We start from the raw sequence: 25,840 nt of genomic DNA, 5'->3' as shown, positions 1-25,840 counted from the left end.
GAGCTGACATGACAAAACTTTGGGGTGGACGTTTCCAAAAATCAGCAGAAGCATGGGTAGACGAATTTGGTGCATCCATTGGCTTTGACCAGCAACTTGTGCTAGAGGACCTTGAAGGTAGTGTTGCACATGTCACAATGCTTGGTGCCACAGGAATTTTACCAGCAGCTGATGTAGAGGCCATACTAGGTGGTCTTGCCCAATTAAAAGATAAGGCAATCGCAGGTGAGCTTGAATTTAGCGTTGCCAATGAAGATATACACTTAAATTTAGAAAAAATGTTAATTGATTTAATAGGTCCTGTCGGTGGCAAACTACATACAGGACGTAGCCGAAATGACCAAGTAGCAACGGATATGCATCTTTTCTTGAAAAAGCGTGTGCAGGAAGCAATTGATTTAATTGTGACGTTCCAACAAACACTATTAGACAAAGCACAAGAGCATATTGAAACGATTGCACCAGGTTATACGCATCTACAACGTGCACAGCCAATCTCCTTTGCACACCATTTAATGGCTTATTTTTGGATGCTAGAGCGTGATAAACAACGTTTTACAGAATCCATAAAACGTATTGATATTTTACCTTTAGGTGCTGGGGCAATGGCAGGGACAACTTTCCCGATTGACCGTTTAAAATCAGCAGAGCTATTAGGGTTTAGCGAGGTTTACGCAAACTCCATGGATGCTGTAAGTGATCGTGATTTTATCGTGGAATTTTTAAGTCATTCCTCCTTACTTATGGCGCATTTATCACGCTTTGCTGAGGAAATTATTATCTGGTCTACAGATGAATTTAAATTTATCGAACTGGATGATGCCTTCTCAACAGGTTCTTCGATTATGCCACAAAAGAAAAACCCAGATATGGCAGAGCTTATTCGTGGTAAAACAGGGCGTGTTTATGGGAATCTAATGGGCTTATTAACGGTGTTAAAAGGCACACCATTAACATATAACAAAGATATGCAGGAGGACAAAGAGGGGATGTTTGACACTGTTCATACGATTCTTGGTTCACTTAAAATCTTTGAAGGTATGGTTCGTACAATGACTGTCAACACGGAACGCTTACATCAGGCTGTTCACGCTGATTTTTCAAATGCAACGGAGCTAGCAGATTACCTTGCTACAAAGGGGATGCCATTCCGTGAGGCACATGAGGTGACTGGTAAGCTTGTCTTTACATGTATTCAAAAGGGCATTTATTTATTAGACTTGCCATTGGAAGAAATGAAGCAAGAAAGTACGTTAATTGAAGCGGATATTTATGATGTACTAGCGCCAGAAGCTGCTGTTCGCCGCCGCCATTCCTTAGGTGGTACTGGCTTTGAACAAGTAAAAATCCAAATTGAAAAAGCGAAAGCCTGTCTTGTAGCCATTTAATTTTTGCGTGCATGTCCTTGTGACTTTTTGCATAGATATTCATTAAAGCTGTCCTGTGAGGCACTATGAAAACCTTTATCCTTTTTCAACTGAGCCAGAGGGTGACGTGAAGAAGAGAACCTTACATATGTGAAGGACAATCCCCAATTCTGGAGACGCGGAATTGGGGTTTTTGTATAAGTAAATGTAGGAGGGATGAAGAAATGAATGAACGTTTTACAAAGGGGCTCGAAACAATTAAACAATATGTGACAGAAGAAGAAGCAGCACGGATGATTGAATCCGATGCATTAGCCGATATAGCACCCGATTTACGCAAAATGATTATTGAATTTGCTTACGGTGATGTCTATGCACGGCCTGGGCTGGATGCAAAGAGTCGAGCACTCGTCGTGATAACAGCGGTAGTTACACAAGGTGCTGCACCACAAACCAAAACGCATATTCAGCGTGGATTACATGCAGGCTTGACACAGACAGAAGTGGTCGAGGCACTTTTACAATTAGCACCCTACATCGGTTTTCCAAGAGTGCAAAATGCTTTAACGATAGCCCAACAAGTCTTTGCAGAGAAAAGCTAAAGCATGTATAAAAAATAGAAGAAGGCTCATAATAAGAGAGGAACCACTTATTAATCTAATCTGATGGGGAGGATGCAGAATGAGTAGTAATAGTCAAACACCCAAAGACCAAGAATCTCAGGAAAGTCCGCCACAACTGTTGAAGGTTGAAGCTTCATAAATCTTAAGCCTAAAGGTGAAACAGAACATTCTGTTTTGCTATAGATTAAGAAGAAGTGTAAACCATATCAGTTAAAAATCAAATAGAAGCAATAAGTGTCCATGGATCCAGAATTATTCTGGGTCCTTTTTGTTTCTTATTTGGGGTCTAAAGTACTCAAGATCCGCTCTAAATGAAATTTAAAGCGCTCCTAAGGAAGGAGAACCCGCTCTAAATGAAGTTCAAAGCACTACTAAGGGAAGGCTCCCGCTCTTATTGTGAAAAAACCTCTACTCAACACCATAAAAAATTCCTTCATTTGACATTAAAGAAAATCTGTATTACTCTATACATAACAGATTTCTGTTTGGTTACAAGCAATACAGATTGGAGGGTTATTATGCAAATACAATTAGATCCAAACAGTGAATTGCAGCTATATAAACAATTGGCCAATCAAATAATAGAATGCATTGCGCAAGGTGAGCTGAAAAATGGTGATACTTTACCGTCTGTACGTTCGATGGCTACAGATCTAGGCATCAATGTTAGCACGGTCAGTAAAAGTTATCATGAGCTTGAAGAGAAGGGCTTAATTGAATTGAAGCCGAAAGCAAAAGCGGTCATTATTGGTGGTCAAAAGAGAGAGCTGGAAGAAACGGAGGTTGAAAAAGTCGAAAATGCCTTGAAGCCTATCATGGCGGAGGCTTTTGCGCGTGGCCTCGAGAAAGAGCAAATGACAAGTTTGTTCCAGCGAATTTTAAAACAATGGAAGTAGGGGTAGTATGCTTATAATTGTAGGCATCTTTATCATTGTCGGAATTATGGAAATGATGACACCACATTTAACAAGAAAAACACTTGTTTTTGGTGTTTCCATACCCGAACCTTATGTCAAACATCCACAATTAAAGCTGTGGAAGAAGCATTATAGCCAAATCATCGCAGGGATTGCTGGCTTATTCTTAGTAGGTCAAATCGCTCTCTATCTTTCACCTATACAAGAGGAGAAGGTATCTTTAATTTCCTTTATCCTTTTGTATGTCATGCTACTTTTATCATCAGGTCTTTACATGAGATATTATGCTAAAACGAAAAAATTAAAGGTGCAGGAGCAGTGGGAGGCACAAATAAAAACAGTATATGTGACAGATTTGTCTATCCGTCAGAAAGAGGAAACATTATCACCTATATTTTTTAGTGTACCCATTATCATCACACTTGCATTAATCGCTTTTACGTACATGAACTATGAGTCAATCCCTGAGGTTTTCGCAACACATTGGAATGGGGCAGGAGAGGTCGATGGTTGGACTCAAAAATCGCGGCTCTCAGTCAACAGTATGCCACTTATATTATTGGCAATACAAATTAGTTTTTTCATGATGAGTCAAGGCATGAAAAGTGCCAAAATTCAATTAAGTGCACAGGCCAAAGAAGCATCCATTCATCGGGAGTTAACTCAGCGTAAATACGGAAGCTGGTACCTGGCAGCCATTAATTTTAGTATGACAATTCTATTTGTTGTTTTACACTATACAACTGTTATTTTACAAGACCAAACGGCTCCCTACTTCTTCCCACTTTTTCTTGTCTTTAATGTCGTTACGTTGGGTGGTTTACTAGTGTTCATTTGGAAGCTCAGTAAAAGTAATGAACGTTTTGATGTGGTACATACAAATGAAACAGCTGCCACAGATGATCAATACTGGAAATGGGGTATTTTTTATTGCAATAAAAATGATCCATCCTTATTAGTGCCTAAAAAGTTCGGGATTGGTTGGACTGTAAATTTCGCGAACAAATGGTGTTACATCTTAATAGCGATTACGTTACTGCCAATTTTATTGGTGATTTTCATATAGAAAGGAAGATTAGATGAAAAAATGGTTATTGATTTGCTGTACAATTTTACTTTTAGCTGCCTGTGGGCAAAAAGAGGTCACTGCACAACATCAAGGATCAAAGGGGACAAATGCAATGAATGAACAGTTTATTGGAAAATGGGAAGGAACTATTGAAACGCCAAATGGACCATTACCGATTATTATCGATTTAAAGAAGGAAAGTGGTACATTATCCGTGCCAGCACAGGGCTTATCTAATTTTCCATTTCAAAGTGTGACGTATACAGGTGATAAAGTAAAAGTGTCCATAAATTTAAACGGCTCTGCTATTGCCATTAATGGCACAATCAAAAATGAACAAATAGAGGCTACATTTCAACAAAATGGTGGGAAATTTCCTTTAATACTAAAGGCTTATAAAGAGCAACCTGTTACCTATGACACATTAAAAATTCCCGTTCAAAACGGTAACTTAACGGTAGCTGTACAAAAGGCTTCTCCATCTCCATCACCAGTGGCACTGATAATAGCAGGATCGGGGCCAACTGATAAAGATGGTAATTCCGCTTTGGCTGGAAAAAATAATAGCTTGAAAATGTTGGCCGAAGGTTTAGCACAACAGGGCATTGCGACGGTGCGTTATGATAAGCGAGGACTTGGTGACAATCAAGCGCTCTTAACAAAGGAAGAGGATGGAACGTTTGACCAATACGTTGATGATGCTGTACAAATTATCCAAACATTGATGGCTGATAAAGCCTACACAAGTGTCCATGTGATTGGTCATAGCGAAGGCTCACTCATTGGTTTGCTCGCGGCTCAAAAGACAGGCGTAGCATCCTTTGTCTCCATTGCCGGTGCAGGTAGATCGTTAGATGAAGTGCTTTTAGAGCAATTAAAAGGTCAATTAGCACCAAAGCTTTTTAATGAATCCACGAATATTTTGACAGCTTTAAAGCAAGGGGAGCAAGTGAAAAATATTTCGCCAGAGCTACAGGCCCTTTTCCGTCCATCTGTACAGCCTTTCCTGATTTCCTTGCTAAAATATCAACCTGCTAATGAGCTTGCAAAAGTAAAAAGCCGTGTATTGCTAGTACAAGGAACAACGGATTTACAAGTGAAGGAAGCCGATGCTGAGGCATTGAAGAAAGGCAAACAAGACTCAAAATTACTTTATCTAGCGGGTATGAATCACGTATTGAAAAAGGCACCGGCAGATCGCGCCAAAAACTTAGCAACCTATGCAGACCCTTCGCTGCCACTGCATGAAGAATTACTACCAGCAATTGAGCAATTTATTAAAAATGAAAAGTAGGATGATTAACCTTGGGAGTACTTGTCTATTTAATAATCATGCTGCCGTTTCTCATCTTCGCCATTGTTCTATCGCAAGGTAAAGGAGCTTTTCTACTTGAAGGCTTTCATACGATGGCACAGGAAGATAAAGAACAATATGATGAAAAGGCACTGGCAAGATTTATGGGAAAAATGATGTATGGCTACTGTTTTTGTGTCCTTTTATGGATACTAAACGAATTTTTCCATACACAATGGTTATTTCATGTAGGTCTTGTACTTTTTGTCGCCCTTACGATATTTTTATTGATCTATGCGAACACAGGTAATCGTTTCAAAAAATAGCATGTAAGACAAAGTAGAACCATTTTATAATGGTTCTATTTTTTTGTAAGCGCTTTATGAAAATTCTTTAAAATCTAAATATTTGGAAAACCGTAATTTTAGTGTCACGAATATGCTCGTTCATGCGCTGTTTTTCTTCTTTTCTGTAAAAATAGAATTTTAAGAATAATTAGTATTATTATAGATGACATTAAAAAATTACTAAGTTAGGAGAATTCTTTGATATGTCGCAAATGTTAGCACTGACGATAGTACTTGCTATTCTTTACATCGGAGATATCGTAGCAACAAGAACGAAGGCGTGGATTCCATCTGTGTTCGTCTGTGCGGTATTATTTTTAATTGGCTATTGGACATTCTTCCCGAAAGATATTGTTAGTATTGCCGGGATTGGTCCAGTCGTTGCCACGATGTTAATGTATTTATTAATTACGAATATGGGTACACTTCTGTCCCTTAAGGAATTGAAAAACCAGTGGAAAGCCATCGTTATTTCTTTAGCTGGTATTGTAGGCATCATCGCCATATTATTTACAATTGGTGCCTTGCTATTTGATTTAAAAACGATGATTGTTGCAGTTCCACCATTAGTCGGTGGTGTTGTGGCAGCGCTAGTGATGTCAGAAGGCGCTTCTGCAGCTGGCTTAGAGGATTTAGCCGTCTTTGCCATTGTAATTTATGTTATTCAAGGTTTTGCAGGATATCCCATCACGTCCATTGTATTGAAGCGTGAAGCAAAACGTTTATTAAAAGAACACCAGCAAGGGAATATACAATCGGTAACACAGGTAGAGGAAGATGTTGAACAGTCATCTGAGCAACCAAAATTATTTAGGAAAATTCCTACCAAGTACAATACAGAATACTTTAAATTTTTCCGTTTAGCGCTTGTTGGATTATTAGCGTATGGTACATCTACAGCATTAGCACCTGTTGTGACAGTCAATGCATTAGTGCTATGCCTAGTGTTTGGTGTCCTTGCATCGACATTTGGTTTTTTAGAAAGACAACCATTGCAAAAAGCAAATGGCTTCGGTTTTGCCATTATGGGGTTAATGCTCTTTATATTTGATGGCTTAAAACAGGCTTCCCCTGAAATGCTGATGCGTATTATTGTGCCATTAGTAGTGTCTATTGTCTTAGCAGTTATTGGTATGTATATTTTCTCTTTCATCGCAGGGAAAGTTTTAAAGGTCAGCCCGAATTTAGCGTTTGCTGTATCCTTAACAGCGCTCTATGGGTTCCCCGCAGATTATATTTTAACGAATGAAGTAGTGAAATCGTCCACAGCCGATCAAAAAGAACGAGAAATGCTGTTAAGTCATATGTTACCACCGATGCTTGTGGGAGGTTTCATTAGTGTAACGATAACATCTGTGATTTTAGCGGGTATTTTTGTCAATTGGCTATAAAGAAGGAGAGAGTCAGCATGAATAAAATGAAAGAAATTATTGCGGAATTAAATAGTGAGCTTGTGGCAATTCGTCAAAAATTGCACAGTGAGCCAGAGCTTTCTTGGGAAGAATATGAAACAACGAATTATGTAGCAGCATATTTAGAGAACCTTGGTATTCCGTATAGACGAACAGAGCCAACAGGCATTATTGCGGAGTTAAAAGGGGGCAAGGAAGGAAAAACCGTTGCCTTACGTGCAGATATGGATGCATTGTCAGTTTATGAAATACGTGAAGATATTCCGTGTCGCTCTAAAACGGATGGTAAGATGCATGCCTGTGGTCATGATGCGCATACAGCCATGTTGCTGATTGCAGCTAAGACATTACATACGGTACAAGAAGAAATTGAGGGAACAGTTCGTTTTATTTTCCAGCCAGCGGAAGAAGTAGCTACAGGCGCAAAAGCGATGGTAGAGCAAGGAGCAATGAAAGGTGTAGATAACGTCTTTGGTATTCATATTTGGTCACAAATTGACACAGGGAAAATTCAGTGTAATAAAGGTCCTGCCTTTGCCTCTGCTGATATTTTCAAAGTGCGCTTTAAAGGGCAGGGCGGTCATGCCGCAGTCCCACATGATGCCATTGATGCCGTGATGATTGCTTCAACGTTTGCTTTGAATGTCCAAACAGTTGTGGCACGTACAGTCAATCCACTTCAACCTGCCGTTCTTACAATTGGAAAAATGGAGGTTGGCACACGCTTTAATGTAATTGCAGAAGATGCCATTTTAGAAGGGACTGTGCGTTGTTTTGATAAAGAGGTTCGTTCACATATCGAAACGCAAATTCGTCATTATGCTGACCAGATTGCCTCACTTTATGGTGGCACAGCAGAGGTCGTTTATGAATATGGTACACAAGCCGTCAACAATGATGTGGCGAGTGCCAGCTTAGTCGAGCGCCTTGCAGCTGAACATTTTGGCGCGGATGCTTATCATATTGATGATCCGACAATGGGTGGAGAAGACTTTAGCTTTTACTTAGATGAAGTGCCTGGCTGTTTTGCTCTAGTAGGCTCAGGCAATACAGAAAAGGATACACGCTGGGCACATCATAACGGTCATTTTAATATCGATGAAGATGGTTTGCGCGTTGGAGCCGAATTATATGTACAATATGCATTAACTTGGTTAAGCGAAAACTAATAAAGTGAAGTAACTAAGCTTCTTATGAAATTAGTATAAATTCACCTTAGCGGGTCATAATAAAGAAGATTTCACTTATGAAATCTATAATGATGAGGAGGATGAAAAATGAGTAGGTTCGAACAACTAGACCCCAAATCTCAAAAAATCCACCGCAACTGGTCAAGGATTAAGCGATCAAAATCGCAAGTAAATGGTGAAACGGAGATTACTCTCCATAACCGTCTCTTGCGAAGTGAAGCAAAGGCCCGTCAGTTTTAATCATGCTAGAAAAGTAAGTGTCATCAAGCCCAGAAAAAATTCTGGGTTTTTCTTTATGACTAAGAAAGATGTATTATATTGTAAGGAAGTAATTTCTAACAGAAAAGGAGAGGAAAGCTATGATTAATCCTATTCCCATTTATCTACAGCAATTTGCAGGAAACGTCCAAATTATAGATGACGTTGAATCCCAGTTTCAGCTTCATTCTAGTGCAGGCAATGAACAATTTGAAATTTGGTATTACGGTGATTTGCTAATGATTGAAGGGGAGGAAATGCCTTATATTACAGGCTCAACCGCTAGAATCGTTGCTAAAGATCCTTTATCCGCCGAGGAAATTTTGCTCTTTGATGCGACTCTACATGGTTATAATGCGCTATTTTGTGAGGCGTATACAGAGAATCACCGTGACAACCGTCCTCTAGAAAAATATAATTTACCCGAAACAGAAGTCGTATTATCATTTTTCTATAACATCGACTATGACGAAGAAATAGACCACTATGAGGTAGATGAACAAGAAAATGTACGGCTCATAAATGGAGAAACCGCTAACTGGGAAACGATTAAAAGAAATGGCTATGATGCATTTGCTTTTTATTTCAAAAAAGAAGATGGAACACTTTTAGCATTTGCTGAAGAAGAGCTAGCCTAATAGGAAAGGATTTTCGCGAAATGCAAATCATACAATTTACACAAGATTTAGCAAATCCAATACATCAATACAAATCCGTCGATACATTTTATAGAAAAATCACGAAAACGGAAATGCCTACGACGATCGGTTTCATCTATATTGAGCCAGGTGGAGTGGTTGGTATGCATGAAGCACCCGTTCCACAGCTCTTTATCGTTATTAATGGAGAAGGATGGATTAGTGGTGTAGATGCTGAAAAAATCACGCTAAAAACAGGGCAAGGCGTGCTATGGCAACAAGGACAGGCACATGAATCTGGTAGTATAACTGGCTTAACAGCACTTGTTATCCAAGCGGAGCAGATAAATCTTACATAAATAAAAGTGTAACGGTAGTTGCAAGAACCGTTACACTTTTTCGTATTGTTTCACCAATTTAACAGTTTTAAGTAGATGACCATCAAATTGTTCATCAAATTCTTCTATCGATACAAATCCCTTTGCTTGATAAAAATGCATACCAAGTTTATTTTCTTTCTCTACACAAACAAATAAAGACGATAGATTTGGGAGCATACGTAAGCCTTCCTGTAAGAGTGCAGTGCCAATGCCCTTACCATGCATATCAGGATGTAAATAAATCGCATATAGCTCCGCCTCACCTTGTGTTACATTTGAAAAATTAGCAAAGCCTACTAGCCTTTCATCAAAAATTGCAACAAGAAACGGACTATTGATAAGACGTTCGATTAAACGTTCTCGACTATAGGCTTGTTGTATAAAACGATCTTGAATGTCATGAGGAATGATTCCCTCATATGTATAGTGCCAGCTTATTCTAGTAATTTCTTGTACAAAAGTAATGTCATTTTCTTGCATCTGTCGTATAATAAGTGTCAACACTTTTCACCTGCTATTCCAATTTTTTTCTTTATTGTAACATTTAATCATTCAAAGGGGGTCACTTTCATGCAAGTAGTTGAAAAAGCATTTGGCTATATCACGAGAACGCATGAGGATCAATTACAGGTACTCGTATTTGAACAGAATTCAGTTGGGGCAGGTATCCAGGTGCCCAAAGGTACGGTAGAGGAAGGGGAAACACCTTTAGATGCTGTGAAACGTGAAATGCTAGAAGAAACAGGTCTAACCACACTTGTCGTTCAAGCGTTAATAGCACAGGACTATTTTAATCATCCATCAGGTGTTTTACAGAAACGGTATTTTTATCATTTAACATCCGATGAAACACGAAATACATGGCAGCATCATCCAACTGGCTTAAACGAAGGGGATTTACTCTTTTCGTTCTATTGGATTTCAGCTGAGCAAGATGCCTTGCTAGCAAAGGGGCATGGGGATTATTTATACCGATTGTTAGCAAAGGTGAAAAATTGAACCTATCTAATTAAACCGCGTCTAGTTGACGCGGTTTTTATGTTGATTCAACTAAGCCTTGGCAGCAATCTCTAGGGCTTGTGCAAAATCAGCAATTAAATCATCCACATGTTCAAGTCCTACAGAAAAACGTAGAAGGCCATCAGTGATGCCACGTTTAGCACGCTCCTCAGGCTCCATAGCAGCGTGACTCATTTTTGCAGGGTAAGACAGAATAGATTCTACTCCTCCAAGAGAGACCGCAAATACTGGGATTGTCATCGCCTCAACCAATGCTTTTGCAGCAGCATAGCTTGGTAGTCGGAAGGATAAAACAGCCCCAGGACTCGTGCTTTGACGCTGATGAATAGCGTAGCCAGGGTGTGAAGCAAGTCCTGGATAGTAGACCTGCTCAACTAGTGGATTACTAGCCAAATAGGCAGCAATTTTTTGTGCAGATTCAGCAGAACGACTAAAACGTACATCTGTTGTTTTAATGTTTTGTAGAAGTGTAAATGAATCCTGCACACCTAAAATATTACCGAATGAATTTTGGATAAAGTAGAGATCCTGTCCAAGCTTCTCATCTGCAGTAACCGTTAAGCCAGCAATAATATCAGAATGTCCAGATAAAAATTTCGTTGCACTATGAATAACGACATCCACACCAAGTTCTAGTGGGCGTTGATGTAACGGTGTCATAAAGGTATTATCCAAGAATGTAAGGCAGTGGTGTTGCTTGGCAAGCGCCACTACACCACGAATATCTGTAATACCTAACGTTGGATTTGATGGTGTTTCCATATAAAGTAGTTTTGTAGCAGGCGTAATTGCCGCTTCTACAGCTTGTAGATCCGTAAAATCTACAAATGTATGGGAAATCCCAAAGCGCGGCAACACCTTTGTGACAAAACGATAGGTTCCACCATAAACATCCTCAGTCATGACGATATGATCTCCCTGCGATAACAGCATTAACGCTGCTGACACGGCAGCGATACCAGATGAAAATGCATGGGCACGAACGCCACCCTCAAGCTCTGCTACAGCTTTTTCTAACGCATCTCTTGTAGGGTTGCCTGAACGAGCATAATCATATTCTCCAAATTCATCTATACTTTCTTGATGGAAAGTAGACGACAGATACATCGGGACGTTAACAGCCCCTTTTTTATTACTATAGCCATCACGAACACCTGCGTGAATGAGGCTTGTTTCAATACGTTGCTTCATCAATTACGCCTCTTTTCTAAGGATATCAAACACTTGTCGTAAGTCTGCAATTAAATCTTCTGCTTCCTCAATGCCAACAGAGAAGCGTAATAAACGATCACAAACGCCACGCTCCACACGCTCTTCATAAGGCATATCTGCATGTGTTTGTGTAGCAGGATACGTGATAAAGCTTTCGACACCGCCAAGACTTTCAGCAAAAGTAATTAACTTTAAGTTACGAAGGAATGGGTCAATCCACTCAGGCTTTTGCAAGCGGAATGACAGCATGCCACCTTTTCCAGTGTAAAGGACATCGGTCACTAACTCTTCTTCCTCTAAGTAAGCAGCAATCGCCTTCGCATTGGCATCATGTTGCTTTAAGCGTAGATGCATTGTTTTTAGACCACGAATAAGTAACCATGAATCCATAGCTCCTAGCACCATGCCACTACCATTATGAATAAAGCCAATGCGTTCGGCTAATTCAGTGCCTTTAGCAACCACTAGCCCAGCTAAAACATCATTATGACCACCAATATACTTCGTTGCAGAATGAAGCACAATATCTGCGCCTAATTCAATAGGGCGTTGGAAGTATGGCGTATAAAATGTATTATCCACAATTAGCCATGCCCCATGCTTATGTGCTAACTCCGCATACACTTGTAAATCAAACTCCTGCATAAGTGGATTTGTTGGTGTTTCAATAAATATTGCACGTGTATTTTCATTCATTAATGCTTCCACCTGTTCAACCGATTCAAATTTTGAATAAACAGGCTTAATATTATAAGTATCTTGGAAGAAATTAAAAAGTCTATATGTACCACCATATAAATCATCTGGCACGACTAATTCATCGCCTGGTTTAAATAGGGATAACACCAATTGTATGGCAGCCATCCCGGAGCTACAGGCAAAGCCCATATCGCCACCCTCTAAATCAGCAATTCCTGCTTCTAAAAGAGCACGTGTTGGATTTTTTGTACGTGTATAGTCAAAACCAGTAGATTCACCAATCCCAGTATGTTTATAAGCAGTCGATAAATGAATGGGTGGGCTTACAGCTCCTGTTGCTGGGTCACTTAAATTACCAAGTTGTACAAGCTTTGTTTCAATACTTCTGTTTAATGTCATGACGTCACTCTTTTCTTCAATATTATTAAAAGCAACAACTTTTGCTTTCAATTTAATAGTATTCTCAATAATTGTTACCAATTTAACATGGATACTAAAGAAGAACAAGGTGATTTCTGAAAATTAGCTAGATTATTTATAGTTAATCACCTAGGAATAGTAGGAGATTCCAGAATAAAGATAGAGCTAAAGAGAGGATAGTTTCAAGTTAGCGGATACAAGATAGAAAGTAGCGGATAGAACGTGAAAAGTGGCGAATAGAGCAGACAAAGTGGGGGATAGGTTCTGAAGTAGCGGTTAGAACGTGAAAAGTAGCGGATAAAACGTAAAAAATGAGGGATAGAGTGGACAAAGTGAGGGATAGGTTTTGAAGTAGCGGATAGAACGTAAAAAGTAGCGGATACAACGTAAAAAATGAGGGATAGAGCGGACAAAGTGGGGGATAGGTTCTGAAGTAGCGGATAGAACGTAAAAAGTAGCGGATAGAACGTAAAAAGTAGCGGATAGAACGTAAAAAGTAGCGGATACAACGTGAAAAATGGTGGATAGAGCAGACAAAGTGGGGGATAGGTTTGAAGTAGCGGTTAGAATACAAGTAAAGGAGACAAAATAAAAACATCTGCCTCCTTTGAGAGACAGATGCTTTAACAACATGTTAGGCTTGTTCTTTTTTTAGCAAGTCGCGAATTTCTTTGAGAAGCTCTTCTTTGGCATCGAGTTCAGGTGCTGGTTCTTCCACGACTGCTTCTTCTTTTTTACGTGTGAGCTTTGTCATAATTCGTAAGGCCATAAAAATGGCAAATGCTATGATTAAAAAATCAATGATGGATTGTAGAAATACACCAAAATTGATTTGGGCTTCACCTGAGCCAAAAACAAAACTCTTTGTTAAATCAATACCACCTGTTAAAACACCGACTAATGGCATGATGATATTTTCAACTAAGGAGGTAACAATTTTACCGAAAGCACCACCAATGACTACTGCTACTGCTAGATCGACAATATTGCCTTTCATCGCAAATTCTTTAAAGTCTTTCCACAAAATAAATTCCTCCCTATTATTATCCAATAAACGAATCAATCTGTATTTTACTATATTTTTAGCAAACCTTTCAACTGCTTTCATGGTGGAAATGATGTACTTTCATAGATGTGGAAGACTTCATTCTTTCAAAATGAAAAGATATACTGCACATTACGAAAAATTTGGTAATATAGAAAAAGAATACTAGATTAGGTGTGACGTATGGCAAAGAAAAAGAATAACAAACCTCTGTTATCACCCGCGACAAAATTGGGTATGATAGCATTATTGATTCCAATTGCAATTACCGTGTATGTTCTCACTTTTTTTGCTTGGAAGGAGCTTCAAACATTACCGATATTCGAAAAGCTTGTCCAGCAAAAGGCAATTGAGGAGATTCAACAGCATTTCGATATGAAAATTCCTGAGCAATACATTCCCGTTTATGTAGCTGCAGAAGAAAAATATGGTGTACCCTGGACATTACTTGCTGCGCATCATCGTATTGAAACACGGTTTTCTACGGTAAAATCAATGGTATCATCTGCTGGGGCAGAGGGGCATATGCAATTCATGCCCTGTACATTCGTTGGCTGGCAGCATCCCACATGCTCAGGTTTGGGAAAAGGAAGCATCACAAAAACTGAATTGATGAGTCCTGAGACGATTGCTAAATATGGAGGATATGGCGTTGACGCAAATGGGGATGGAATAGCTGATCCCTATGATATTGAGGATGCAGTATTTAGTGCTGCGAATTACTTATCCAAATACGGTGCTGCGACAGGGAATATTAAGAAAGCTGTTTACCAATACAACCATAGCGAGAAATATGTTGAGGATGTGTTATATTACTACCAGTTGTATGATGATTTTCACGATGAACTCCAAGCAGCTGTTCTCTTACATGAAAAAAAATAAAGAGCCATCCAATGTGATGGCTCTTCATTACATATTTAAGTTGCTTTACGCATACCTTTTAAAATAAGGCTGACGATAAAGATCAACACGATGGCACCGATTAGTGCTGGGAACACGTAGAAATCACTTACTCTCCAGCCCCAGTTCCCTAAAACCATACTACCAATCCAAGAACCGACAATCCCTGCAATAATATTCCCGATGATGCCGCCTGGTACATCTTTACCTAAAATGACGCCAGCTAGCCATCCAAGAATTCCTCCAATAATTAAATACCAAATGAAACTAATCATTACTTTCATCTCCTTAAATTTAAGATATAATGGCGATTACTTAGTTATACCCTGAATGGAGTAGATTAAACACTGTGATTTTGTTTAGTAATTATTACATGTTGTAAATAAGGCTGTAGACAAGTGAATGCAGCTCCTTTGCTGTGCTCACTTTATAGCTAATCCACCTGCATAAACTACCGTGAAAATGTCCACATTAACTACAATTACTTCTATATTGTACATACACCGATTATCGCTTCCTTCTATAGTATGTTCATGTATTCAATTCGTACCAGAAATGCATGCAACGCCCAATCGCCAGTAACAATAAAAAACAGCCATTTAACTAAATTATTTACTACAATAACCTTTTCATTCGTGAAAAAATACATTATTTTTTATTGAAACAGAATGTCAATTCTATGTGCAATTCCTTATTTCTTTGGGAGAATTTTTTGTGTAGAAAAAGAAAAATGGGTAAATTTCCACTTTTTAATAGTTTGAAAATTCTGTATAAAGGGATTATAATGTAGAAAAGGAGTGTGGTCATATGAATATGGCTGTTATGAAACGTTTAAATCGTCAAGGCTTTTTAATTGCTGGTTTGCATTTATTAGTAATGCTAAATCTTGCAGCTGATTTCTTATACGCATCGTAACCAATTTAATAGAAAGGTGAATGAAATGTTTATCTCATATTAAAACAACCGTGTAGTCTTATTGTAAAACAGGCTCACGGTTGTTTTATTTTGCTTAATTAACTGAAAAAAGGAATTATTCTGTTAAATGTCAAATACATAGTTTATACAAGGGAGTGATGAAATGACGTCAAGATTGGATCAAGCATTTTGTGATTTGGAAAGACCATTTGCATGGTTAGATTTAGATGCACTAGATAAAAATATACAAATGGTTCAAGATGCTTGTGGGGGAAAACAAATTCGTATTGCAACAAAATCGATTCGTTCTATTGAGGTCCTTCGTTATATACAGAAAAAACTTGTGAATGTTGTGGGGTTTATGACATTTACTGCAGCAGAGACCCTTTTTTTATTAGAGCAGCAGTTTGATGACTTATTGCTTGGCTATCCAGTAATGGAGGAAGCAACGATTCGTCGATTGTTGCATTTTGTAAAGGAAGGAAAAATCGTCACCTTTATGGTAGACAGACAAGAACATATCCAACTATTGGCGAAATTAGGACAAGAGATTGGCGTACGTGTACAGGTTTGTATTGATCTTAATGTTTCTAATGATTTTAAAGTATTGTATTTTGGAACAAAACGTTCGTCATTGTCTTCTCTTGAAACGTTGACACCTTTTTTACAAACCATTCAAAACACCCCTGTAATTGAAGTGGTAGGAGCGATGGGCTATGAGGCTCAAATAGCAGGGGTTGGCAATCGTCCTGCAAATGCTTTAAAAGGTAGAGTCATAGAAGCCATGCAAGTACAAGCCAAAAAGCAAGTAACGCAGTTTCGTCGATTAGCGATCGCCCATATCAAGGCTTATTTTCCAAATCTACGCTTTGTTAATGGTGGAGGATCAGGAAGTATGACGTACACCAATCAACAGAAGGAAGTAACGGAAATTACAGTTGGCTCGGCTTTTTATGCACCAGCATTGTTCGATCAATTTACACATTTACAGCTAGAAAAGGCTGCTGGATTTGCCTTACGTGTAACAAGAATGCCTGAAAAAAATATCGTTGTTTGTCATGGGGGAGGCTATACGGCTTCTGGAGCCATTGGGATGGATCGTTTGCCTGTATTCTATGACCCTACCACTTTTGCATATCTTAGCCTAGAAGGCGCAGGGGAAGTGCAAACCCCTATTAAGGTCAAAGGGAAGAGTATCCATATTGGCGATACCATTTATTTTCGACATGCGAAGGCTGGAGAGCTTTGTGAGCGTTTTCAGGTCCTGCATGCTATTCGCGGGGACAAGTATGCAGGACATTACACAACATATAGGGGGGATGGACAATGTTTTCTATAGAAAAATGGCGAAATGGTGAAAAGTGGACAAACTGGGCTGGGAATGTTATTTCCTATCCGAGTGAAATGTATTTACCACACTCTATTGATGAAGTTTCAGCAATTGTGAAGCATGCGTGTCAATCAGGAAAGACAATCCGTGTCACAGGTGCTGCTCATTCTTTTAGTGCTGTGGCTATGCCTGAGCATATAGCAATTTCCTTACATAATCTGCGTGGATTAATCGCTGTGAATGAGGAAAGGCAGGAGGCAACATTATGGGCGGGGACCTACCTATATGAAATTGGACCAATGCTAGCGAAACACGGTTTTGCGTTAATCAATATGGGCGATATCCAGGAGCAAACCATTGCAGGGGCAGTGTCAACTGGCACACATGGCACAGGGGTTACACTTGGTTCACTATCGTCAGCTGTCCAGGCATGGGGATTTGTAGACGGTACTGGTACTTATCAGGAACATAGGAGAGGTATGGATGTTTTATCTGAAGCGCTGCATGTATCTCTTGGGATGCTAGGTGTTCTGGTCAAAGTAACGATTAAGGTCATACCACTATATGGTTTGCATTATGTGGGGGCAAGAGAAACATTGACAAATGGTCTCTCGTTATTTGCGGAGGATATTCGTCAACATCGTCATGTGGAGTGGTTTTATTTCCCTGGTAGTGAAACAATTCAAGTAAAACGGATGAATGCGGTCGCGCCTGTTTTTCAAAGTGAATGGAATAAAAAAATAGAAACGTTAAAGCTACAAATAGTAGAAAACGGGGCTTTCTTTGCGATGTCAGAGCTTTGTAAGTGGAAACCAGGTTTAAGTGGTGCCATGAGCAAGATAGCGGCTGCCAATGTGGTAGAAAGTGAAAAAGTAGGGATAAGCTATGAAATTTATCCCTCACCTCGTAGCGTGAAGTTTCAAGAGAGTGAATATGCCATCCCTTTATCACAGTTTGAAGCTTGTTTGGAGGAAATCCATGCAACCTTTAAAAAAGGGACTTTTAATGTTCATTTTCCTTTAGAGTGTCGAACAACTGCAGGCGAAGCAGGTTTTTTAAGTCCAACACAAGGGCGTGAGTCGGCTTTTATAGCCTTTCATATGTATAAGGGAATGGCAGAAGAGCCTTATTTTAAATGGGTGCATACATTGATGCAAAAATATGAAGGTCGTCCTCACTGGGGAAAACAACATCATTTAACAGCGCAAACGGTCTATGCGTTGTATCCAGAGATTGAAAAGTTTTTAAGCATTCGACACCAATATGATCCTGAACAAATATTTTTTACAGGATACTTAAAAAAGTTGTTTCTATTGTAAGCGTTATCTCTAGGATTGGATAACTTAACTTATTCAAATATATGGAAATTTTTTATTTATCCATTTTTGTTTATTATTAAAAAATTAAAATTTGAACGAAATGTCAAAATTTTTATCAAAGCGAGATAAAACTGATGCTTAATCAGCATGTAAACGATTTCAATTTTGACAGATTTTTTGAATTGTTTAAACAATTCAAAAAATAGTGTTGACGAGACCTTTTTTTCGTACTATGATAACAACAATTTAACACGTTCGTTACAGCAGTAGTCGTCTAAGAGGCTATTACTCTATAAACAAAAATTAAAAAGACAGAACATTTTGTCTATAGCAACGAACATAGTATGGATAGCAATGAGGGGCGTTTAAAATGAGAAGTGACATGATTAAAGTAGGCGTAGATCGAGCGCCACATCGAAGTCTTTTATATGCAACAGGCAAAGTAAAAGCAAAAGATCTAGGCAAACCATTTATTGGGGTTTGTAACTCTTATATCGACATAATACCAGGTCACGTTCATTTACGTACGTTCGCTGATGTAGTGAAAGAAGCTATTATTGAAGCGGGTGGTATTCCATTCGAATTTAATACAATTGGTGTCGATGATGGTATTGCAATGGGGCATATTGGTATGCGTTATTCCTTACCAAGTCGTGAAATTATAGCAGACTCTGCTGAAACAGTTATTAATGCACATTGGTTTGATGGCGTATTTTATATTCCAAACTGTGACAAAATTACACCAGGAATGCTTATGGCAGCAGTTCGTACGAATGTACCATCTATCTTTGTTTCAGGTGGTCCAATGGAGGCAGGCACTTCTGCAGCAGGGAAACAGCTTTCCTTAACATCTGTGTTTGAAGGTGTAGGAGCACACAAATCAGGAAAAATGTCTGCGGAAGAGCTGTTGGATATTGAGAATAATGCTTGTCCGACGTGTGGTTCATGCTCAGGCATGTTTACAGCAAATTCCATGAACTGCTTAATGGAAATGCTTGGTGTTGCTTTACCTGGAAATGGTACAATCGTTGCCACTTCTGAAGAGCGTCACAAGCTGATTAAAGAAGCAGCTAAGCAATTAATTCGCATGGTCAAGGAAGACGTTAAACCTCGCGATATTATTACAAAAGAGGCAATTGATGATGCTTTTGCTCTTGATATGGCAATGGGGGGCTCCACAAATACAGTTCTTCATACATTAGCAATTGCCAATGAAGCCGAAATAGATTACAACATTGAAGATATTAATAAAGTAGCGGAAAGAGTGCCTTATTTAGCAAAAATCATGCCTGCTTCAGATATTTCAATGGATGATATTAATAAAGCGGGTGGAGTAAGTGCCATTATTAATGAATTAACATCTATTCCAGGTGCTATTCATCCAGACCGTCCAACCGTAGCAGGCGTTACAATGGGTGAGCTTGTCAAAGATTATCACATCACGAATGATCAAGTCATTCGAACAAAAGACAATCCGTATAGTGCTGTAGGTGGATTATCCGTTTTATTCGGTAACATCGCACCAGATGGCTCTGTTATTAAAGTAGGGGCCGTTGATCCTTCTATCAAAGTATTCAAGGGCGAGGCAATTGTCTTTGATTCACAAGAAGCAGCACAAGAAAACATTGATAATGGAACGGTGAAAGAGGGCCATGTAGTCGTCATTCGCTATGAAGGACCTAAGGGTGGCCCAGGGATGCCAGAAATGCTTGCACCAACATCTGCCATTCAAGGTCGAGGCCTTGGTACAAAGGTTGCATTAATTACAGATGGTCGTTTCTCAGGTGCATCTCGTGGTATTTCAATTGGCCATATTTCACCAGAAGCTGCTGAAGGCGGTCCAATCGCTTTAGTAGAAAACGGAGATATTATCGAAATTGATCTACCAAATCGTACGATTAATTTACAAGTTTCAGATGAAGTTTTAGCTGAACGTCGTGCAAAATTACCAGTCTTTGAGCCAAAAATCAAACGTGGTTGGTTAGCAAGATATTCAAAATTAGTGACGAGCGCTTCCACTGGAGGCGTAATGAAAATTTAACAACTAGATAAATAAAAACGTTGATGAGGTTAAAGGTTCTAGAGCCTTGTATTTACCAGAGAGCCGGTCGTGCTGGAAGCCGGCGATACAACTAGATCCGACATCCCCTCGGAGTGGGCTATTAAACGTGTTTACACCATTAGATAGCTCCGGGCATAGTCGAAAGTGCTCGTTATTAATGAATAAATGTTTTATGGCACTATATTGGATGCGATGTCTTTCGCATTGGTGCATAAATGCTGTCATTTATTCGCGAGGTAGCAATTATTTGCTATAAAAAAGGGTGGTACCATGGAAAGTCTTTTTCATCCCTACGTAAGGTAGTTCTTTGCGTGTGGAGAAAAAGGCTTTTTATTATTTTCACGATGCAATTGAACAGCCTCTCAACGAAAAGGATGAGAGGAATAGTCAATCCAGCTATTGACACTTCACTAATCTACAACACTGATGTGTGAGTTTGAAAGAAATGAAGGAGGCATAATTTGATGAGTGCGAATGTTTCAATCAATGAACAAGAACAATTAGCTACAACAGCAACAGCTGAACAAACCTATCAAGCGAAGGACGGTGCAGATGTATTAGTGCAGGCATTGCACGATCAAGGGGTTGAAATTGTCTTTGGCTATCCAGGAGGAGCCGTATTACAAATTTATGATGCGATGTATAAAAACCCAATTCGCCATATTTTAACAAGACATGAACAGGGTGCTATTCATGCGGCGGAAGGCTATGCTCGTGTTTCAGGTAAAACGGGCGTTGTTATTGCCACAAGTGGACCTGGTGCAACAAACCTTGTAACAGGTATTGCGGATGCCATGATCGACTCTATTCCATTGGTTGTTTTTACAGGACAGGTTGCGACATCTGTGATCGGAACAGATGCTTTCCAAGAAGCCGATATTATGGGGATTACAACACCGATTACAAAGCACAACTATCAGGTGCAGGATGTCAATGATATTCCCCGTATTGTGAAGGAAGCTTTCCATATCGCTAGCACAGGTCGTAAGGGACCAGTTGTCGTGGATTTCCCAAAAAACGTTTCCCAAATGTTGTTTGATGTAGAGAATCCACCGCAAGCACCTGATGAAATTTATTTACCAGGCTATCAGCCAACATATAAACCAAATTATTTACAAGTCCAAAAGGCGATTCAAGCCATTTCATTGGCAAAAAACCCAATCATCTTAGCGGGTGCAGGTGTTCTTTTTGCGGATGCACGTGAGGAATTAACGACTTTCGCAGAAAAATATCGTATTCCAGTAACGAACACATTGCTAGGATTGGGCTCCATCCATGGTGAACATGACTTATTCCTTGGGATGGCTGGGATGCATGGTACAGCTACAGCAAATACAGCGATCACAAAATCCGATTTATTACTCAATATTGGGGCACGATTTGATGATCGTCTAACAGGTAATCTAGCTACATTTGCACCAAATGCAACGATTATCCATATCGATATTGATCCTGCTGAAATTGGCAAAAATGTACCGACAGATATTCCAATAGTTGCTGATGCCAAGGAGGCTTTAAAAGCACTATTGAAAAAGGATTTCCAAGGTCCTGATACAGCCGATTGGTTAGCTTATTTAAGGAATCATGCGATGGAATATCCATTATGGTATTGCAAGGATACAAATACGCAAGAAATCCTACCACAAGAGGCATTGCAATTAGTGCACAAGGTAACTGAAGGTAATGCCATTGTGACGACAGATGTTGGGCAGCATCAAATGTGGGCAGCGCAATATTATCATTTAAATAATGATCATTCATGGGTAACGTCTGGTGGACTTGGTACGATGGGCTTCGGCTTCCCGGCCGCAATTGGCGCCCAATTTGCGAAGCCAGACAAAAAAGTTATTTCGATTGTAGGAGATGCAGGATTCCAAATGACGGCACAGGAGCTATCCATCCTACAGGAATTTAACTTACCAGTAAAAATAGTGATTTTGAATAATAGCTGTCTTGGCATGGTACGTCAATGGCAACAAACATTCTATGAAGAGCGCTATTCATCATCACTTATGCCGATCCAACCAGATTTTGTTAAGTTAGCTGATGCTTATAACATTAAAGGTTATCGTATTAACACAATCGATGAAGCAGAGTCTATTTTCCGTGAGGCACTGTTGTCTGATGAGCCAGTATTAATTGACTGTCGAGTGAAACAGCTTGAATGTGTTTACCCAATGGTAGCACCTGGCACAGGCTTACATGAAATGATTGGGGTGAAAAAAAATTGAAGCGAGTAATTACCGTAACTGTGATTAATCAAAGTGGTGTATTAAACCGTTTGACAGGTTTATTGATGAAGCGTCAGTTCAATATTGAATCGATTACAGTAGGTCATACAGAGCAACCGAATTTTTCAAAGATGACCTTCGTTGTCAACATAGAGGACGAACGCAAAATTGAGCAGCTAGTGAAACAGTTATCCAAGCAAATTGATGTGTTAAAGGTCAATGACATTACCGATAAATCGATTGTTCTGCGAGAGCTAGCACTAGTAAAGGTGATTTCCCCACCAAATTTACGTTTGGAAATGAATTCAATTGTTGAACCGTTCCGCGCCCAAATTATTGATACAGCCAAAAACGTTGTGACGTATCAAGTAGTAGGGCATCCAGAGAAGATTGATGCCTTTATCGAACTCATTCGACCATATGGCATTAAAGAACTTACACGTACAGGGGCAACTGCCTCCGTTCGTGAAACACAAAAAGTCTCAAACCCGCAGCTCTCTATTTTAAAATAGTTTGCATATAAAAATGAATAGCTTTATAGACAGAGCAAGTATCTAAAGCTATAAAAAACAAAACATATTCTAGGAGGAAATTAACAATGGCTACAATGTACTATGAGCAAAATATCAACGAGGACGTATTAAAAGGAAAGAAAATCGCAATTATCGGTTACGGTTCACAAGGTCATGCACATGCTTTAAACCTTAAAGAATCAGGTTTTGACGTGGTAGTAGGGGTTCGTCCAGGTGGATCCTTCGATGCGGCAAAAGCAGATGGTATTGACGTGAAAACAGTGGCTGAAGCAGCACAAGAAGCAGATGTTATTCAAATTCTACTACCAGATGAGCGCCAAAAAGCAGTTTATGAAGCGGAAATTGCGCCACATTTACAAGCTGGTAAAGCATTGATGTTTGCACACGGCTTCAATATCCATTTCGGTCAAATTACACCACCAGCAGACGTTGACGTATTTTTAGTAGCACCAAAAGGACCAGGACATCTAGTTCGTCGTCAATTCCAAGAAGGTGCTGGGGTACCAGGACTATTCGCTATTCACCAAGATGCTACAGGCCAAGCAAAAGATTTAGCACTTGCGTATGGTAAAGGAATCGGTGCTGCACGTGGTGGGCTTCTTGAAACAACATTCAAAGAAGAAACAGAGACAGACTTATTCGGTGAACAAGCGGTACTTTGTGGTGGTGCAACACAACTAGTAAGAGCAGGATTCGAAACATTAGTAGAAGCTGGTTATCAACCAGAATTAGCCTACTTTGAAACACTACATGAGCTTAAATTAATTGTTGACCTAATGTTTGAGGGCGGTATGGCAACAATGCGCTACTCAGTTTCAGATACAGCAGAGTGGGGAGATTATGTTGCAGGACCACGCATTATCGATGAGTCTGTAAAAGCTCGTATGAAAGACGTATTAACAGATATCCAAGATGGTACATTTGCTCGTCGTTGGATTCAAGAAAATGAAAATGGTCGTCCAGAATATACAAAATTCAAAGAAGCTGGTGCGAACCATCAAATCGAAGAAGTAGGCGCAAAACTACGTGCTATGATGCCATTCATCAACGAAGGTAAAGAAAAAGTTGTGAGAGAAGTGGCGACAAGTGCGAAAAATTGATATTTTCGATACTACGCTTCGCGATGGTGAACAATCTGCTGGGATCAACTTAAACACAGCCGAGAAGATTGAAATTGCCAAACAATTAGAGCGCCTTGGTGTGACAATTATAGAAGCAGGATTTCCTGCTTCGTCACCCGGTGACTTTGATGCAGTCCATCGCATTGCAGGTACAGTAAAAAATTCCATTGTGACGGGGCTAGCTCGCTGTATCCAAAAGGATATTGATGCTACATGGGAAGCGATAAAAGTAGCACAACAGCCACATATTCACATTTTTCTAGCCACATCACCTATTCATATGGAATACAAATTAAAAAAATCCCCTGAGCAAGTGGTGGAGCAAGCGGTAGAGGCTGTTAAATACGCTAAAAAGTACTTCCCACTTGTACAATGGTCTGCCGAGGATGCATTCCGCTCTGATCGTGAATTTTTAGTGCGAATTATGAACGAAGTGGTTGCTGCTGGTGCAACAACGATTAATGTTCCAGACACTGTAGGGTATGCATCCCCGCAAGAATATGGTGCATTATTTAAGTTCCTACTGGAAAATGTCAAAGGTGCTGACAAAGTGAAATTCTCTGCCCATTGTCATGATGATTTAGGGATGGCAACAGCTAACACGATTGCCGCAATAGAAAATGGTGCTGCACAAGTCGAAGGAACAATCAATGGTATCGGCGAACGCGCAGGTAATGTGGCACTCGAGGAAATTGCTGTAGCACTTCATATTCGCAAGGATATTTATCAGGTGCAAACAGGCATTCAGTTGCAAGAAATTAAACGTACGTCTCAATTAGTCAGTAAATTGACAAATGTTGTGATTCAGCCAAATAAAGCGATTGTAGGAAGAAATGCTTTTGCACACGAATCGGGCATCCATCAAGACGGTGTCTTAAAAAATCCAGAAACCTATGAAATTATTTCACCTGCTTTAATCGGCGAAGGTGAGATTCCATTAGTTCTCGGGAAACATTCTGGTCGTGCAGCCTTCCGTGATCGTGCGGAAACAATGGGCTTCCATCTTTCTGATGAAAAGTTGAACAAAGCATTTGTAGAATTTAAAAAATTGGCTGATCGTAAAAAAGAAATTACAGAGGAAGATTTACTTACTCTTCTTACTGAGCAACAAGTTCAAGTAGAAGATGTACCACTCTTTGAGTTGAAAATGGTGCAGGTGCAATATGGTACTGAAAATATTCCTACAGCTACAGCCATTGTGCTTACACCTGAGGGACTAGAAAAAACCGTTGTAGCTACTGGCTCTGGTTCAGTAGAAGCGATTTTTAATACACTGGAGCAACTTGTACCTGGAGCTGTACATGTCATTGATTACCGTGTGACATCGGTTGGCAAAGGACGAGATGCACTGGGTGAAGCGGTTATTAATATTCGCTATGATGAGGTTTCGACTACAGGCCGTAATTCCTCTCAAGATGTTTTAGAAGCATCGGCAAAAGCTTATTTAAATGCTATTAACCGTCATTTAATTCAAGCAAGCCTTCGCGCACATCCTGTATAGGTTTCTGAGGTAGTGAATTGTATGAAGTACCATTCAC

25 protein-coding genes are annotated in these 25,840 nt (G+C 39.5%); 20 read left to right on the top strand and 5 right to left on the bottom strand.

Going from position 1 to position 25,840, the window contains the following annotated elements; genetic code table 11:
• Window positions 1–8: 8 nt before the first annotated feature.
• The 11 genes from argH (at window position 9) to NYE73_RS15330 (ending at window position 9,474) form a co-directional block, all read left to right on the top strand.
• Complete coding sequence (argH, locus tag NYE73_RS15380) at window positions 9–1,388, top strand: argininosuccinate lyase (protein ID WP_259950807.1); 1,380 nt, start codon at window positions 9–11, stop codon at window positions 1,386–1,388.
• Window positions 1,389–1,591: 203 nt separating this feature from the next.
• Complete coding sequence (locus tag NYE73_RS15375) at window positions 1,592–1,969, top strand: carboxymuconolactone decarboxylase family protein (protein WP_112118372.1); 378 nt, start codon at window positions 1,592–1,594, stop codon at window positions 1,967–1,969.
• Window positions 1,970–2,508: 539 nt separating this feature from the next.
• A complete protein-coding gene (locus tag NYE73_RS15370; RefSeq protein ID WP_009370283.1) occupies window positions 2,509–2,886 on the top strand; it encodes a GntR family transcriptional regulator in 378 nt (125 codons plus the stop codon).
• Between the two features lie 7 nt (window positions 2,887–2,893).
• Entirely contained in the window at window positions 2,894–3,973 is a 1,080-nt protein-coding gene (locus NYE73_RS15365) for a DUF1648 domain-containing protein (protein WP_259950806.1), read from the top strand.
• A 13-nt stretch (window positions 3,974–3,986) separates the two neighbouring features.
• Complete coding sequence (locus NYE73_RS15360) at window positions 3,987–5,270, top strand: alpha/beta hydrolase (protein WP_259419657.1); 1,284 nt, start codon at window positions 3,987–3,989, stop codon at window positions 5,268–5,270.
• A gap of 11 nt (window positions 5,271–5,281) precedes the next feature.
• Complete coding sequence (locus NYE73_RS15355) at window positions 5,282–5,596, top strand: DUF3784 domain-containing protein (RefSeq protein ID WP_054549218.1); 315 nt, start codon at window positions 5,282–5,284, stop codon at window positions 5,594–5,596.
• A gap of 224 nt (window positions 5,597–5,820) precedes the next feature.
• Entirely contained in the window at window positions 5,821–7,008 is a 1,188-nt protein-coding gene (locus tag NYE73_RS15350) for a hypothetical protein (RefSeq protein WP_259950805.1), read from the top strand.
• 17 nt (window positions 7,009–7,025) lie between these two features.
• Window positions 7,026–8,198 (top strand): amidohydrolase, encoded by a 1,173-nt coding sequence (locus tag NYE73_RS15345; protein ID WP_259950804.1) that lies wholly within the window; start codon window positions 7,026–7,028, stop codon window positions 8,196–8,198.
• A 108-nt stretch (window positions 8,199–8,306) separates the two neighbouring features.
• Window positions 8,307–8,459 carry a YpzG family protein gene (locus NYE73_RS15340; RefSeq protein ID WP_004231380.1) on the top strand — a complete coding sequence of 51 codons (153 nt, stop codon included), beginning with the start codon at window positions 8,307–8,309 and terminating at the stop codon, window positions 8,457–8,459.
• Window positions 8,460–8,578: 119 nt separating this feature from the next.
• Window positions 8,579–9,115 carry a hypothetical protein gene (locus tag NYE73_RS15335; RefSeq protein ID WP_259950803.1) on the top strand — a complete coding sequence of 179 codons (537 nt, stop codon included), beginning with the start codon at window positions 8,579–8,581 and terminating at the stop codon, window positions 9,113–9,115.
• 20 nt (window positions 9,116–9,135) lie between these two features.
• On the top strand, window positions 9,136–9,474 hold the full coding sequence (locus NYE73_RS15330; RefSeq protein WP_036077377.1) for a cupin domain-containing protein: 339 nt from the start codon (window positions 9,136–9,138) through the stop codon (window positions 9,472–9,474).
• A gap of 30 nt (window positions 9,475–9,504) precedes the next feature.
• On the opposite strand, the gene NYE73_RS15325 is transcribed toward NYE73_RS15330, so the two are convergent.
• Window positions 9,505–9,996, bottom strand: coding sequence for a GNAT family N-acetyltransferase (locus NYE73_RS15325; protein ID WP_259950802.1), 492 nt, complete (start codon window positions 9,994–9,996; stop codon window positions 9,505–9,507).
• A gap of 69 nt (window positions 9,997–10,065) precedes the next feature.
• On the opposite strand from NYE73_RS15325, the gene NYE73_RS15320 reads away from it, so the two are divergent.
• A complete protein-coding gene (locus tag NYE73_RS15320) occupies window positions 10,066–10,494 on the top strand; it encodes an NUDIX hydrolase (RefSeq protein ID WP_036077373.1) in 429 nt (142 codons plus the stop codon).
• Window positions 10,495–10,545: 51 nt separating this feature from the next.
• Here NYE73_RS15320 and NYE73_RS15315 read toward each other — a convergent pair whose 3' ends face one another.
• The 3 genes from NYE73_RS15315 to mscL all read right to left on the bottom strand — a co-directional run bounded on the left by NYE73_RS15315 (window position 10,546) and on the right by mscL (window position 13,870).
• Window positions 10,546–11,706, bottom strand: a complete 1,161-nt coding sequence (locus NYE73_RS15315; protein WP_259950801.1) for an aminotransferase class I/II-fold pyridoxal phosphate-dependent enzyme — start codon at window positions 11,704–11,706, stop codon at window positions 10,546–10,548.
• 3 nt (window positions 11,707–11,709) lie between these two features.
• Window positions 11,710–12,825 carry a methionine biosynthesis PLP-dependent protein gene (locus tag NYE73_RS15310; RefSeq protein ID WP_026023403.1) on the bottom strand — a complete coding sequence of 372 codons (1,116 nt, stop codon included), beginning with the start codon at window positions 12,823–12,825 and terminating at the stop codon, window positions 11,710–11,712.
• A gap of 655 nt (window positions 12,826–13,480) precedes the next feature.
• A complete protein-coding gene (mscL, locus tag NYE73_RS15305; protein WP_009370295.1) occupies window positions 13,481–13,870 on the bottom strand; it encodes a large conductance mechanosensitive channel protein MscL in 390 nt (129 codons plus the stop codon).
• A 204-nt stretch (window positions 13,871–14,074) separates the two neighbouring features.
• Here mscL and NYE73_RS15300 point away from each other — a divergent pair, with 204 nt between their 5' ends.
• Window positions 14,075–14,773 (top strand): lytic transglycosylase domain-containing protein, encoded by a 699-nt coding sequence (locus NYE73_RS15300; RefSeq protein WP_016995260.1) that lies wholly within the window; start codon window positions 14,075–14,077, stop codon window positions 14,771–14,773.
• 35 nt (window positions 14,774–14,808) lie between these two features.
• On the opposite strand, the gene NYE73_RS15295 is transcribed toward NYE73_RS15300, so the two are convergent.
• Window positions 14,809–15,066: a GlsB/YeaQ/YmgE family stress response membrane protein gene (locus tag NYE73_RS15295; protein ID WP_004231402.1), complete on the bottom strand. Its 258-nt coding sequence runs from the start codon at window positions 15,064–15,066 to the stop codon at window positions 14,809–14,811.
• Window positions 15,067–15,869: 803 nt separating this feature from the next.
• Here NYE73_RS15295 and NYE73_RS15290 point away from each other — a divergent pair.
• From NYE73_RS15290 to NYE73_RS15260, 7 genes are all read left to right on the top strand, one after another.
• Complete coding sequence (locus NYE73_RS15290; RefSeq protein WP_259950800.1) at window positions 15,870–17,045, top strand: amino acid deaminase/aldolase; 1,176 nt, start codon at window positions 15,870–15,872, stop codon at window positions 17,043–17,045.
• Complete coding sequence (locus NYE73_RS15285; RefSeq protein WP_259950799.1) at window positions 17,033–18,355, top strand: D-arabinono-1,4-lactone oxidase; 1,323 nt, start codon at window positions 17,033–17,035, stop codon at window positions 18,353–18,355. The genes NYE73_RS15290 and NYE73_RS15285 overlap by 13 nt, the downstream gene beginning before the upstream one ends.
• A 370-nt stretch (window positions 18,356–18,725) precedes the next feature.
• Complete coding sequence (gene ilvD, locus NYE73_RS15280; protein WP_004231412.1) at window positions 18,726–20,396, top strand: dihydroxy-acid dehydratase; 1,671 nt, start codon at window positions 18,726–18,728, stop codon at window positions 20,394–20,396.
• A 485-nt stretch (window positions 20,397–20,881) separates the two neighbouring features.
• Entirely contained in the window at window positions 20,882–22,648 is a 1,767-nt protein-coding gene (gene ilvB / locus NYE73_RS15275; RefSeq protein WP_054550476.1) for a biosynthetic-type acetolactate synthase large subunit, read from the top strand.
• Window positions 22,645–23,160: an acetolactate synthase small subunit gene (gene ilvN, locus NYE73_RS15270; protein ID WP_016991907.1), complete on the top strand. Its 516-nt coding sequence runs from the start codon at window positions 22,645–22,647 to the stop codon at window positions 23,158–23,160. The genes ilvB and ilvN overlap by 4 nt, the downstream gene beginning before the upstream one ends.
• Window positions 23,161–23,246: 86 nt before the next feature.
• A complete protein-coding gene (gene ilvC / locus NYE73_RS15265) occupies window positions 23,247–24,281 on the top strand; it encodes a ketol-acid reductoisomerase (RefSeq protein WP_016991908.1) in 1,035 nt (344 codons plus the stop codon).
• Window positions 24,268–25,803 (top strand): 2-isopropylmalate synthase, encoded by a 1,536-nt coding sequence (locus NYE73_RS15260; RefSeq protein ID WP_048392386.1) that lies wholly within the window; start codon window positions 24,268–24,270, stop codon window positions 25,801–25,803. The genes ilvC and NYE73_RS15260 overlap by 14 nt, the downstream gene beginning before the upstream one ends.
• Window positions 25,804–25,840 lie beyond the last annotated feature (37 nt).

Source organism: Lysinibacillus sp. FSL K6-0102, from assembly GCF_038003545.1.
Classification (GTDB): Bacteria; Bacillota; Bacilli; order Bacillales_A; family Planococcaceae; genus Lysinibacillus; species Lysinibacillus capsici.
The sequence above is the reverse complement of the archived record's forward strand: the minus strand, read 5'-3'. Positions and strand labels throughout refer to the sequence as shown.

What these genes read in the sequence shown, in the direction of transcription:
- NYE73_RS15290 (WP_259950800.1), top strand. Translation starts at nt 15,870, where the DNA reads ATGACGTCAAGATTGGATCAAGCATTTTGTGATTTGGAAAGACCATTT.
- ilvB (WP_054550476.1), top strand. Translation starts at nt 20,882, where the DNA reads ATGAGTGCGAATGTTTCAATCAATGAACAAGAACAATTAGCTACAACA.
- NYE73_RS15345 (WP_259950804.1), top strand. Translation starts at nt 7,026, where the DNA reads ATGAATAAAATGAAAGAAATTATTGCGGAATTAAATAGTGAGCTTGTG.
- NYE73_RS15310 (WP_026023403.1), bottom strand. Translation starts at nt 12,825, where the DNA reads ATGACATTAAACAGAAGTATTGAAACAAAGCTTGTACAACTTGGTAAT.
- NYE73_RS15365 (WP_259950806.1), top strand. Translation starts at nt 2,894, where the DNA reads ATGCTTATAATTGTAGGCATCTTTATCATTGTCGGAATTATGGAAATG.
- NYE73_RS15370 (WP_009370283.1), top strand. Translation starts at nt 2,509, where the DNA reads ATGCAAATACAATTAGATCCAAACAGTGAATTGCAGCTATATAAACAA.
- NYE73_RS15320 (WP_036077373.1), top strand. Translation starts at nt 10,066, where the DNA reads ATGCAAGTAGTTGAAAAAGCATTTGGCTATATCACGAGAACGCATGAG.
- NYE73_RS15350 (WP_259950805.1), top strand. Translation starts at nt 5,821, where the DNA reads ATGTCGCAAATGTTAGCACTGACGATAGTACTTGCTATTCTTTACATC.
- NYE73_RS15315 (WP_259950801.1), bottom strand. Translation starts at nt 11,706, where the DNA reads ATGAAGCAACGTATTGAAACAAGCCTCATTCACGCAGGTGTTCGTGAT.
- NYE73_RS15295 (WP_004231402.1), bottom strand. Translation starts at nt 15,066, where the DNA reads ATGATTAGTTTCATTTGGTATTTAATTATTGGAGGAATTCTTGGATGG.
- NYE73_RS15335 (WP_259950803.1), top strand. Translation starts at nt 8,579, where the DNA reads ATGATTAATCCTATTCCCATTTATCTACAGCAATTTGCAGGAAACGTC.
- NYE73_RS15340 (WP_004231380.1), top strand. Translation starts at nt 8,307, where the DNA reads ATGAGTAGGTTCGAACAACTAGACCCCAAATCTCAAAAAATCCACCGC.
- ilvC (WP_016991908.1), top strand. Translation starts at nt 23,247, where the DNA reads ATGGCTACAATGTACTATGAGCAAAATATCAACGAGGACGTATTAAAA.
- NYE73_RS15330 (WP_036077377.1), top strand. Translation starts at nt 9,136, where the DNA reads ATGCAAATCATACAATTTACACAAGATTTAGCAAATCCAATACATCAA.
- NYE73_RS15285 (WP_259950799.1), top strand. Translation starts at nt 17,033, where the DNA reads ATGTTTTCTATAGAAAAATGGCGAAATGGTGAAAAGTGGACAAACTGG.
- ilvD (WP_004231412.1), top strand. Translation starts at nt 18,726, where the DNA reads ATGAGAAGTGACATGATTAAAGTAGGCGTAGATCGAGCGCCACATCGA.
- NYE73_RS15375 (WP_112118372.1), top strand. Translation starts at nt 1,592, where the DNA reads ATGAATGAACGTTTTACAAAGGGGCTCGAAACAATTAAACAATATGTG.
- argH (WP_259950807.1), top strand. Translation starts at nt 9, where the DNA reads ATGACAAAACTTTGGGGTGGACGTTTCCAAAAATCAGCAGAAGCATGG.
- NYE73_RS15300 (WP_016995260.1), top strand. Translation starts at nt 14,075, where the DNA reads ATGGCAAAGAAAAAGAATAACAAACCTCTGTTATCACCCGCGACAAAA.
- NYE73_RS15360 (WP_259419657.1), top strand. Translation starts at nt 3,987, where the DNA reads ATGAAAAAATGGTTATTGATTTGCTGTACAATTTTACTTTTAGCTGCC.